The organism is Pseudomonas sp. B611 (assembly GCF_055407965.1).
The window spans coordinates 335,243-346,474 of the sequence record NZ_JBUZST010000003.1 but is presented as its reverse complement, the minus strand read 5'-3'; the positions used below and the strand labels follow the sequence as shown (position 1 = coordinate 346,474).

Annotated in this window: 9 protein-coding genes; 6 read left to right on the top strand and 3 right to left on the bottom strand. The window is 63.1% G+C overall.

The genetic code is table 11. The annotated features are described in order from the left end of the window. The first annotated feature begins 2 nt into the window (after positions 1–2). Positions 3–1,337, top strand: a complete 1,335-nt coding sequence (locus ACZRMO_RS09800) for a TolC family outer membrane protein (RefSeq protein WP_463972745.1) — start codon at positions 3–5, stop codon at positions 1,335–1,337. Positions 1,338–1,415: 78 nt separating this feature from the next. Further along, positions 1,416–2,828, top strand: coding sequence for a polyurethane esterase (locus ACZRMO_RS09795; protein ID WP_463972744.1), 1,413 nt, complete (start codon positions 1,416–1,418; stop codon positions 2,826–2,828). 153 nt (positions 2,829–2,981) lie between these two features. On the opposite strand, the gene ACZRMO_RS09790 is transcribed toward ACZRMO_RS09795, so the two are convergent. After that, complete coding sequence (locus tag ACZRMO_RS09790; RefSeq protein WP_463972743.1) at positions 2,982–3,206, bottom strand: YgdI/YgdR family lipoprotein; 225 nt, start codon at positions 3,204–3,206, stop codon at positions 2,982–2,984. A gap of 188 nt (positions 3,207–3,394) precedes the next feature. Here ACZRMO_RS09790 and ACZRMO_RS09785 point away from each other — a divergent pair, with 188 nt between their 5' ends. The 3 genes from ACZRMO_RS09785 (at position 3,395) to ACZRMO_RS09775 (ending at position 8,304) form a co-directional block, all read left to right on the top strand. Beyond that, entirely contained in the window at positions 3,395–5,038 is a 1,644-nt protein-coding gene (locus tag ACZRMO_RS09785) for a VRR-NUC domain-containing protein (RefSeq protein WP_463972742.1), read from the top strand. Further along, complete coding sequence (locus tag ACZRMO_RS09780) at positions 5,035–7,290, top strand: ATP-dependent DNA helicase (RefSeq protein ID WP_463972741.1); 2,256 nt, start codon at positions 5,035–5,037, stop codon at positions 7,288–7,290. The genes ACZRMO_RS09785 and ACZRMO_RS09780 overlap by 4 nt, the downstream gene beginning before the upstream one ends. A gap of 81 nt (positions 7,291–7,371) precedes the next feature. Continuing rightward, positions 7,372–8,304, top strand: coding sequence for an alpha/beta fold hydrolase (locus ACZRMO_RS09775; protein WP_463972740.1), 933 nt, complete (start codon positions 7,372–7,374; stop codon positions 8,302–8,304). On the opposite strand, the gene ACZRMO_RS09770 is transcribed toward ACZRMO_RS09775, so the two are convergent. Further along, positions 8,267–9,733, bottom strand: a complete 1,467-nt coding sequence (locus tag ACZRMO_RS09770) for a sensor histidine kinase (RefSeq protein ID WP_463972739.1) — start codon at positions 9,731–9,733, stop codon at positions 8,267–8,269. The two genes, ACZRMO_RS09775 and ACZRMO_RS09770, sit on opposite strands and share 38 nt — an antisense overlap. Next, positions 9,730–10,440, bottom strand: coding sequence for a response regulator transcription factor (locus ACZRMO_RS09765; RefSeq protein WP_463972738.1), 711 nt, complete (start codon positions 10,438–10,440; stop codon positions 9,730–9,732). Before ACZRMO_RS09765 ends, ACZRMO_RS09770 begins: the two co-directional genes overlap by 4 nt. A gap of 259 nt (positions 10,441–10,699) precedes the next feature. Between ACZRMO_RS09765 and msrB the strand changes: the two genes are divergently transcribed. Continuing rightward, entirely contained in the window at positions 10,700–11,200 is a 501-nt protein-coding gene (gene msrB / locus ACZRMO_RS09760) for a peptide-methionine (R)-S-oxide reductase MsrB (RefSeq protein WP_463972737.1), read from the top strand. Positions 11,201–11,232: the final 32 nt, after the last annotated feature.

Here is an 11,232-nt window from a genome sequence, read left to right as displayed (position 1 = left end):
GCATGAAACCGCTGTTTATTGCCTTGCTGTTGAGCTGCACCAGTGCCCACGCCGCCATGGGCCCGTTCGACGTGTACGAACAAGCCTTGCGCAACGATCCGGTGTTCCTTGGCGCCATCAAGGAGCGCGACGCCGGCCTGGAAAACCGCACCATCGGCCGCGCCGGCCTGCTGCCCAAGCTGTCCTACAACTACAACAAGGGCCGCAACAACTCCCAGGCCACCTTGCCCGACGGGCGTGGCGGCACCTATCACGATGACCGCAACTACAACAGCTACGGCTCCACCTTCAGCCTGCAACAGCCGTTGTTCGACTACGAGGCCTACGCCAACTACCGCAAGGGCGTGGCCCAGGCGCTGTTTGCCGATGAAAGCTTTCGCGACAAGAGCCAGGCGTTGCTGGTGCGGGTGTTGTCCTACTACACCCAGGCATTGTTCGCACAGGACCAGATCGACATTGCCCGCGCCAAGAAGAAGGCATTCGAGCAGCAGTTCCAGCAGAACCGGCACTTGTTCCAGCAGGGCGAGGGCACGCGCACGGACATTCTTGAAGCCGAATCCCGTTATGAACTGGCCACCGCCGAGGAGATCCAGGCGCTGGACGAGCAGGACGCATCGCTGCGGGAACTGGGCGCCTTGATCGGCGTGCCAAGTGTCAACATCGACGACCTGGCGCCGCTGAACCAAGGCTTTGCCGCCTTCACCTTGACCCCGGCCAACTACGACACCTGGCATGAGCTGGCGATCAGCAACAACCCGACACTGGCGTCCCAGCGCCAGGCCCTGGAAGTGGCCCGTTATGAAGTGGAGCGCAACCGCGCCGGGCATCTGCCGAAAGTCACTGCGTACGCCAGTTCGCGCCAGCAGGAGTCCGACAGCGGCAACACCTACAACCAGCGCTACGACACCAACACCATCGGCGTCGAGGTCAGCCTGCCGTTGTATGCCGGTGGCGGTATTTCCGCGTCCACCCGCCAGGCCAGCCGGGCCATGGAGCAGGCCGAGTACGAGCTGGAGGGCAAGACCCGCGAAACCTTGATCGAACTGCGCCGCCAGTTCAGCGCCTGCCTGTCGGGGGTGAGCAAGTTGCGCGCGTATCAGAAGGCGCTGACATCGGCCGAAGCGCTGGTGGTGTCGACCAAGCAAAGCATCCTCGGCGGCGAGCGCGTCAACCTCGATGCGCTCAACGCCGAGCAGCAGCTCTACAGCACCCGCCGCGACCTGGCCCAGGCGCGTTACGACTACCTGATGGCCTGGACCAAATTGCACTACTACGCCGGCAACCTGCGCGACACCGACCTGGCCAAGGTGGATGAGGCGTTTGGGGCGGCACGATAATAAGAACGGACGCAGAGCGTCCAGGGCGGCATTCCCACGCGGAGCGTGGGAACGATCACAACAAAAAGAGGCATCAGCATGGGTATCTTCGACTACAAAAACCTGGGGGCCGAGGGTTCCAAGGCGTTGTTCGCCGACGCCATGGCAATCACCTTGTACAGCTACCACAACCTGGATAACGGCTTTGCCGTGGGTTACCAGCACAACGGTTTGGGCTGGGGCTTGCCGGCCACCTTGGTTGGCGCGCTGCTGGGCGGTGCGGACTCCCAGGGTGTGATCCCCGGCATCCCATGGAACCCGGACTCGGAAAAAGCCGCCCTGGACGCGGTGCAGAAAGCCGGTTGGACGCCCATCAGTGCAAGCACCCTGGGTTACGCCGGCAAGGTCGATGCACGCGGTACGTTTTTTGGCGAAAAGCCCGGCTACACCAGCGCGCAAGTGGAGGTGCTGGGCAAGTACGATGACGCCGGCACGCTGCTGGAAATCGGCATCGGCTTTCGCGGCACCTCCGGGCCCCGGGAAAGCCTGATCAGCGATTCCATCGACGACTTGGTCAGCGACCTGATGGCCGCGCTGGGCCCCAAGGACTACGCGAAGAACTACAGCGGCGAAGCCTTCGGCACCTTGCTCAAACACGTTGCCGACTACGCCAGCGCCCATGGCCTCAGCGGCAAGGACGTGGTGGTCAGCGGCCACAGCCTGGGCGGCTTGGCGGTCAACAGCATGGCTGACCTCAGCGGCAATAAATGGTCGGGCTTCTACAGGGACGCCAACTACGTGGCCTACGCCTCGCCGACCCAGAGCAGCAGCGACAAGGTGCTCAATATCGGCTACGAGAACGACCCGGTGTTTCGTGCGCTGGACGGTTCAGCGTTCAACCTGTCGTCCCTCGGCGTGCATGACAAGCCCCATGAGTCGAGCACCGACAACATCGTCAGCTTTAACGACCACTACGCCTCGACCTTGTGGAATGTGCTGCCGTTTTCCATTGCCAACCTGCCGACCTGGGTCTCCCACCTGCCGACCGGTTATGGCGACGGCCTCACGCGGGTGCTTGAGTCGGGTTTCTATGAGCAGATGACTCGCGACTCCACGGTGATCGTCGCCAACCTGTCCGACCCGGCCCGCGCGACGACCTGGGTACAAGACCTCAACCGCAATGCCGAGCCCCACAAAGGCAACACCTTCATCATCGGCAGCGACGGCAACGACCTGATCCAGGGCGGTAAGGGCGCGGATTTTATCGAAGGCGGCAAGGGCAATGACACGATCCGCGACAGCAGCGGGCACAACACGTTTCTGTTCAGCGGACAGTTTGGCCAGGATCGGGTGATTGGCTATCAGCCGACGGACAGGCTGGTGTTCAAGGAGGTGCAGGGCAGTGTGGAGTACCGCGAGCACGGTGGGGATACGGTGATCAGTGTCGGCGTTGATTCAGTCACATTGGTCGGCGTGAGCGGTTGGACGGGAGAGGGGATGGTGATTAGTTAAAGCTGGAATGCCTTCCAAAATGTGGGAGCGGGCTTGCTCGCGAAGGCGGAGTGTCAGATACATTTCCGGTGACTGACCCACCGCTTTCGCGAGCAAGCCCGCTCCCACACAAGCCCACTCCCACCTTTTAAATGGCACGCGGGCATTAGAAAATCATTTTTCCTTGATAACAGTAGCCACATCCGCAGCCTTCACCCGCACGCGCTTGCCAGCAATATCAGTGAATTCGTAGAAACCATCGGCGGAGTTGGTTTTCGGCATGTCCTTGGTCAAATACTGCGTGCCATTTTGCAATGTCACGACCGTTTGCGTCGCGCAACCGGCCAATACCAGAAAAGTGAGTGCAACCAGTGGCAGACCCAAATTCTTCATGCTCATAACCCTTACCTATCAACCCTGAAAAGTCCCGCGCTAAAGGCTGCGGGGCACAAATTTTACGCCATCGGCTCACCCATCAGATCACTTTTATACAAAAAGTTGCGTGCGCCATTTATCTATTACCGATTGCAACAAGCCATCGGCAGCGGCACTCTGTATGCATAACCAGTATTTGACCCCTGTGCGCCATGGCCAACCCCCTCGAAGACCCGCTTTATTACCTGCAAAACTTCCGTCAGGTCCTGCAATGGCTGGGGCAACGCTATGCCGACTTGCTCGACCCGGACGAAACACAGTTCATTCAGCAATTTGACAGCTTGCCGCAAGCCTCCCAGGCCTTGTTGGTGCGCATGGTCATGCGCAAGGGTGTGCATTTTCGTGCGGGCAAGCTCAATTACCTGGAAATCGGTTGTACCCGTGCAGCGGCAGAGCCGTTGTTGCGCCTGGGGTGGATCGACGAACACTGCCCGCTGAGCTTTGAAACGCTGTTTGCCTTGCTGCAAAAAGGCGAAATCCTCGCGGCGTTCAAGCCATGGATCGACAATCCCAAGGGCAACAAGGCCGACTGGCTGGAAGGCTTGGCGGCGCAGTTCGCCGACAGCCGCAGCTTTGTCACCTGGTGCCCGGAACTGCCAGACACCCTGTACAGCCTCAGCGTGATGGACCTGTGCGACCGCCTGCGCCTGATGTTCTTCGGCAACCTGTACCAGGACTGGTCCGAGTTCGTGCTGGCCGACCTGGGGATCTACACCTACGAAAAGGTGGAGATCTGCGCCGAATCCCGGGGTTTGCGCAGCCGCGATGACGTGCAGGGGTTTCTGTTCCTGCATGCTTGCCAGCAAGCCTTCGAGGCCGGTGAGCCGGTCGCGGACGTACTGGCGCACATCGCCACCCTGAGCACCGACAACCCCTGGCTGGAACGGCGCCGGGCCAAGCTGGCGTTCCAGCTCGGCCAGCATTGCGAGCGCCTGGCCGAATTGACCCTGGCCGCACAGATCTACCGCACCTGCGCCTATCCCGGCGCGCGTGCACGGCTGATCCGCGTGCTGGAGCGCCAGGAGGACTACGCTCAAGCCATGGAACTGGCGAACGCGGCGCAACAGGCGCCGGAAAGTCCTGCCGAGCTCCAACACCTGCTGCGGGTGCTGCCACGGCTGCGGCGCAAACTGGGGGCGCCGGCGCTGCCCAAGGTCAAGCCGCACGAAGTCAGCCGCCTGGACCTGGCGTTGCCGCAACCGCTGGAGTCGGTGGAAACCTGTGTGCAAATGCACCTGAGCACGCCCGAGGCGCCGGTGCATTACGTCGAGAACGGCCTGATCAATTCGCTGTTTGGCCTGCTGTGCTGGGACGCGATCTTCGCGCCTTTGCCGGGCTCGTTTTTCCACCCGTTCCAACGCGGGCCGGTGGACTTGCACAGCGAAGACTTCCACTCGCGCCGCGCCGCGTTGTTCGACGCCTGTTTCGAGCAACTGGCGGATGAGCGCTACAAAACCACGATCCGCCAACGCTACGTGGACAAATGGGGCATCCAGTCACCCTTCGTGTTCTGGAACCTGCTCACCGAAGACCTGCTGGAGCAGGCACTGGCCTGCTTGCCCGCCGCCCACCTGCGCCACTGGTTCGACCGGTTGCTGCTGGACATCCGCGCCAACCGCGCCGGTATGCCGGACCTGATCCAGTTCTGGCCCGCGCAGAACACCTACCGCATGATCGAGGTCAAGGGCCCCGGCGACCGCCTGCAAGACAACCAACTGCGCTGGCTGGAATTCTGCGCGCAGCACCAGATGCCGGTCACGGTCTGCTACGTGCGCTGGGCGGAACCTGCGCTTTGAGCTACAGCGTGGCCGTGCGTGCGCTGTGTGAGTTCACGGCCAAGGTCGGCGACCTCGACCTGCGCTTCACGCCATCCCCCAGCGCCCAGGAAGGCATTGCCGGCCATCGCACCGTTGCCTCGCGGCGCAGTGCGCACTACCAGAACGAAGTGGCCCTGGAGGGCGAGTACCAACTACTCAAGGTGCGGGGCAGGGCGGACGGCTATGACCCGGACACCAACCGCCTGGAAGAAGTGAAGACCTATCGCGGCGACCTCGACGCCCAGCCCGCCAACCATCGTCAACTGCACTGGGCCCAGGCCAAGGTGTACGGTTGGCTGCTGTGCCAGAAACTCGGGCTGGCCCAGATCAACCTGGCGCTGGTGTACTTCGATATCGTCGGTGAAGGCGAGACCGTGCTCAGCCAAAGTGCCCAGGCGACGGAGCTGGAAGCGTTCTTCAACAGGCAGTGCGCGCTGTTCCTCGGTTGGGCCGAGCAGGAAATGCAGCACCGCGATGCCCGCAACCGCGCGGCGCAAAGCCTGGGTTTCCCCCACGCCGGGTTTCGTACGGGCCAGCGTGCCCTGGCTGAGACGGTATACAAAGCCGTCACCACCGGCCGCTGCCTGATGGCCCAGGCGCCCACCGGCATCGGCAAGACCATCGGCACGATCTTCCCGCTGCTCAAGGCCCTGGCGCCGCAGCAACTGGACAAGGTGTTTTTCCTTACCGCCAAGACCCCGGGGCGCAAGCTCGCCCTCGACGCCGCCAGCGTGCTGCACCGCAGCAGCCCCGACTTGCCCCTGCGTGTGCTGGAACTGGTGGCCCGCGACAAAGCCTGCGAACACCTGGACAAAGCCTGCCACGGTGACTCCTGCCCGTTGGCTAAAGGTTTCTATGACCGCCTGCCCGCTGCGCGCAAGGCCGCCGCCCAGGTGCGCCTGCTGGACCAGCGCAACCTGCGCGACGTGGCCCTGGCCCACAGCGTATGCCCGTATTACCTGAGCCAGGAAATGGCGCGCTGGGCCGACCTGGTGGTCGCCGACTACAACTACTACTTCGACTTCGGCGCCATGTTGTTCGGCCTCGCCCAGCTCAACCAGTGGCGCGCGGCGGTGTTGGTGGACGAGGCCCACAACCTGGTGGAGCGCGCCCGCTCGATGTACAGCGCCAGCCTCGACCAGTACAGCCTCAAGACCCTGCGCGACACGGCGCCCGAACCGCTGAAGAAACCCCTGCAACGCCTGAACCGCGAATGGAATGCGCTGCACAAGGATCAGCTCGCGCGGTACCAGGCCTATGCGGCCCGCCCGGAAAAACTCCTGCAAGCCCTGAGCCTGTGCACCAGCGCCCTGGGCGACTACTTCAACGATCACCCCGAAGCCCTTAGCGGCGAGCTGCAAACGTTCTACTTTGACGCCCTGCAATTTGCCAAGGTCGCCGAGCTGTTCAACGAACACTTCATCTTCGACATCAGCAAGCGCCAGCTCAATGGCAAGCGCAGCAGCTCAACCCTGTGCCTGCGCAATGTGGTGCCGGCCGAATTTATCCGCCCGCGCTTGACCGCCGCCCGCAGCAGCGTGCTGTTTTCCGCAACCCTCAGCCCACGGCATTACTACGCCGACCTGCTGGGGCTGCCGTCCGACACCGCGTGGATCGACGTGGAGTCGCCGTTCCAGGCTGCGCAATTGCAGGTGCGGATTGTCGATGCAATCTCTACGCGCTTCGTGCACCGCCAGGCGTCACTGGAACCCATCGTCGCGCTCATCGCCGCTCAGTTCGCGCAACGGCCGGGCAACTACCTGGCGTTTTTCTCCAGCTTTGATTACCTGCAACAGGTGGCGCAATTACTTGCCGAGCGCCACCCGCAGATCCCGCTGTGGCAACAGTCACGGGGCATGGCCGAGACGGAGCGCCAGGCCTTTCTTGACCAGTTCACCGAACACAGCCAAGGCATCGGCTTCGCGGTGCTGGGCGGCGCGTTTGGCGAAGGCATCGATTTGCCCGGTGCGCGGTTGATCGGTGCGTTCATTGCCACTCTGGGCTTGCCGCAACTGAACCCGGTCAACGAGCAGATGAAGCTGCGCATGGCCGCGATCTTTGGCGCCGGCTATGACTACACCTATCTGTATCCGGGGCTGCAAAAAGTCGTGCAGGCCGCCGGCCGGGTGATCCGCAGCCAGCAGGACGAGGGCGTGGTGATGTTGATCGACGACCGCTTCGGCGAGACGCGCGTACGGCAACTGTTGCCACGCTGGTGGGCGGTTGAGTGAGGCATTCCCGGCATCAATGATGCTGGCGTCGGCGCCGACAATCCTCCACGCTGGGTAAAAACCTTTACACAGGGCCCGCCCATGCGCCAGCAACTGATCCCCGTCAACGGCATTACGCTGAGTGTGCACATCGCCGGCCCCGAGCATGGCCAGCCGGTCTGGCTGCTGCACGGCTTCCCCGAGTGTTGGCACTCCTGGCGTTTGCAGATCCCGGCGCTGGTGGCGGCGGGTTATCAGGTGTTTGTTCCCGAAATGCGTGGCTACGGCCAATCCAGTGCGCCCGCGGAAATCGCCGACTATGACGTGCTGACCCTGTGCGCCGATATCCAGCAGGCCATGGACCATTTCGGCCACACCGGGGTGGTGATGGTCGGCCACGACTGGGGCGCCGTGGTCGCCTGGCACCTGGCGTTGCTGGAGCCAGAGCGGGTGACGCGGCTGATCACGTTGTCGGTGCCGTTCGCCGGCCGCGCGCGGCGGCCGGTGATTGAAATCATGCGCGAGCTGTATGCCGACCGATTCAATTACATCCTGTATTTCCAGGAACTCGGCGTCGCCGAGCAGGAACTGGACGCCGATATCGAACGCACCCTGCGCTTGTTCATGCAGGACCAGGATGTGTTTTTGCAACAGAAAACCGCCAACGCCCGCTTGCTTGACGGCGTTGCCGCGCCCGGCGCATTGCCGTCGTGGTGTACGCGTGCGGACCTCGATGTGTACGTGCAAACTTTCGCCGAACAGGGTTTTCGTGGCGCACTGAACTGGTATCGCAACTTCCCGCGCAACTGGCAACGCACCGAGTCCCTGGCCGGCCAGCAAGTGCTGCAACCCACACTGTTCCTGATTGGCGACCGCGACCCGGTCGGCGTGTTTGAAGCCCACACCCTCAAGCGCATGCCGGATACCGTGCCCGATCTAGAGCAGCACGTGCTGCCCAATTGCGGTCACTGGATCCAGAACGAGCAAGGGCTGCAGGTCAACGGCTTGATGCTTGCCTTTCTAGAGAGAACGTAAACGTCGCGCCGTGCCCAGGGCGCTCCACCAGGCGGATACTGCGCCCGTGCAATTGCAGGATGCGGTGCACGATGCGCAGGCCCAGGCCGCCATCGCGACGCGCGCCGCCAATGGTGAAGGCGCGCAGGAACAAGCCTTCGCGCAGCTCGGGATCAATCCCCGGGCCACTGTCGCTGACCGTCACGGCGACACCTTTGGCGCCCGGCACGAGGATCACTTCGACTTCGCCGTTGAGCGGCGTGTGACGCAGGGCGTTGTCCAGCAGGTTGGTGAGCACCCGCTCGATCAAACCGAGGTCGGCCAGCACCGTCGGCACCTGCGGCGGCAGGGTGGCCGTGAGGGTAATGGCGCGGGCTTCGGCGCTCAGTTCGAATTTCTGGAACACGTCCTGCACCAGGTCCGGCAGGGAAAACCCTTCGATCACCGGCTGCACAAAACCGTGCTCCAGGCGCACCAGCTCCAGCAGGGATTGGGCCAGGCCGCCGACCTTGCGGCTCTGGTCCAGGGCAATGCCGAGGTAACGCCGGCGGTCTTCGGGGCTGAGGCTGGCGTCCTTGAGGGACAGGGTTTCCAGATAGCCGTGCAGTGACGCCAGCGGGGTGCGCAGGTCATGGGAGATGTTCGCGACCATGTCCCGGCGTTCCTGGTCCTGGTGGGTGAGGGCACGCCACTGTTCGCCCAGGCGGTTCTCCATTTGCACGAAGGCGTGGTCGAGCACGGCGATTTCGTCACCGCTGTGCAGCGGCTCGGCGGCCGGCTCCGGGGTTTTCGGCGCGCCATTGATATCGAACTGGCCGACCTTGTCAGTCAACTGGCGCAACGGGCGGGTGATCCAGGCAAAGGCGATCAAGCCCGCCATCAGGCACAGCAACGCCACCAGGCCGATGGACCACAGCGCGATTTTCAGCGCCATGCCGGTCGCATCCTTGGCGTCGAACACATCGTGGGCCTCACCCAGCAGGACCACATACAGGAAACCGGTCTGCTTGCCGTTGGCCTTGAGCGGCGCGGCGCTGAACACCTTGCGCCCCTCGACGCTGCGCGGGTCATCGCCGAGGATCGGCAGCATGGCGCCGCTGAGGAAACGCCGCACCGGCGCCAGGTCGACGCGGTCGCGCAACAAGTGCCCGCTGGGTGCGGCGTTGCCGACCACACGACCGTCGATGTCGAGCAGGTACACCTCGACGCTCGGGTTCACCAGCATCAACTGGCTGAACAGCATGCGCACCGCCTCGGGCTTGAGGCCATCGGCGTCCATCAGTTGCGTGTCACGGGCGATGTGCGCCGCGAGGTCGCGGGACAGGCCTTGCACCACTTCCAACTCGTGCATGCGGTTGGAGCGTACTTGCAGCCACGCCGAGGTACCGCTGCAGATCAGCAGCAACACGGCAAACACCACCGACAGGCGCTGGGTCAGGGTCAGCTTCATGGCGGGCTCTCGGCAAACTTGTAGCCACGGCCCCACACCGTAAGGATGCGCGCCGGGTTGGCCGGGTCGGTCTCGACCTTGGCACGCAGGCGGTTGATATGGGTGTTCACCGTGTGTTCATAGCCCTCATGGCTGTAGCCCCACACGGCGTTGAGCAAGTCCATGCGCGAAAACACCTTGCCCGGCTGGCGCGCGAAGAAGTACAGCAGGTCGAACTCACGCGGTGTGAGGTCCAGGCGCTGGCCTTGCAGAGTCGCGTCGCGGGTCAGCGGGTTGATGAACAACTGGCCCAGGTCGAGGCTGCCGGCGTCCATCTTCAGGTTGCGTGCCATGGCATCCACCCGGCGCAGCAGCGCCTTGACCCGCGCCACCAACTCCAGCATCGAGAATGGCTTGGCCAGGTAATCATCGGCGCCCAGTTCCAGGCCGAGGATGCGGTGCAGCTCACTGGAACGCGCGCTGGTGATGATGATCGGCGTGTAGCGCGTCATGGCACGGGCGCGCCGGCAGATCTCCAGGCCATCCACGCCAGGGAGCATCAGGTCGAGGATCAGCGCATCCCAACCGCCTTGCTCCAGCAGGCGCAGGCCCTCGTTGCCATCGGCGCTGTGCACCACGTCAAACTGCTCGTCACGCAGGTGCAGGCAGATCAAGTCGGCGATATGGGCATCGTCCTCGACCACCAGGACACGTTTGGGCTGATCCATGTAAGCGAAACCTTGGCTTGTAGTCGGCGCATTGTGCGGCTTTTGCCTCAGTGTAGTTATCACGAATTGTTTAACTCTGCGTGAGGATTTGGCGACCGGTCGAGGGGCAGGATGGTGTCATTGCAGTTGGGGAAGGGCTTGTATGTGGCGAGGGAGCTTGCTCCCGCTGGAGTGCGTAGCGCTCCCAAAAAGCCGGCTCCAGCTGCGCTGTCGAGCGGGAGCAAGCTCCCTCGCCACAGGGCCTTGAATGGAGAAACCTATGTACTCACGCAGACAAATCCTGCTGGCCGGCGGTGGCCTGGGTGTCGCCGTCCTTGCCGGTGGCTTGCTGAAACAGCTCAACCTGGTCAGCGAAGCCGAGGCGGCTGAAACCTTCGAGGTCAGCCACAGCGACGCCGAGTGGCGCAGCCTGCTCAGCGCCGAGCAATACGCCGTGCTGCGCGAGGAGGGCACCGAGCGCCCTTACAGCAGCCCGCTCAACGATGAACACCGCACCGGCACCTTTGCCTGCGCCGGTTGCGCGTTGGCGCTGTTCTCGTCCACCACCAAGTTCGACAGCCATACCGGCTGGCCGAGTTTCTGGCAGCCGCTGGACAACGCAGTCGCCAGCCGTACCGACCGTTCTTTTGGCATGGCGCGCAACGAAATCCATTGCCGCCGTTGCGGCGGTCACCAAGGGCATGTGTTCGACGACGGCCCACGACCCACGGGCCTGCGCTATTGCATGAATGGCGCGGCCATGACGTTCACGGCGGCTTAAGCCGATGTCTCTTTCTTATAAGGTCTTATCCC

Bases quoted from the DNA above. Each gene is read 5' to 3' on its own strand.
- ACZRMO_RS09790 (WP_463972743.1), bottom strand. From the start codon at position 3,206: ATGAGCATGAAGAATTTGGGTCTGCCACTGGTTGCACTCACTTTTCTG.
- ACZRMO_RS09765 (WP_463972738.1), bottom strand. From the start codon at position 10,440: ATGGATCAGCCCAAACGTGTCCTGGTGGTCGAGGACGATGCCCATATC.
- ACZRMO_RS09795 (WP_463972744.1), top strand. From the start codon at position 1,416: ATGGGTATCTTCGACTACAAAAACCTGGGGGCCGAGGGTTCCAAGGCG.
- ACZRMO_RS09775 (WP_463972740.1), top strand. From the start codon at position 7,372: ATGCGCCAGCAACTGATCCCCGTCAACGGCATTACGCTGAGTGTGCAC.
- ACZRMO_RS09785 (WP_463972742.1), top strand. From the start codon at position 3,395: ATGGCCAACCCCCTCGAAGACCCGCTTTATTACCTGCAAAACTTCCGT.
- ACZRMO_RS09800 (WP_463972745.1), top strand. From the start codon at position 3: ATGAAACCGCTGTTTATTGCCTTGCTGTTGAGCTGCACCAGTGCCCAC.
- msrB (WP_463972737.1), top strand. From the start codon at position 10,700: ATGTACTCACGCAGACAAATCCTGCTGGCCGGCGGTGGCCTGGGTGTC.
- ACZRMO_RS09770 (WP_463972739.1), bottom strand. From the start codon at position 9,733: ATGAAGCTGACCCTGACCCAGCGCCTGTCGGTGGTGTTTGCCGTGTTG.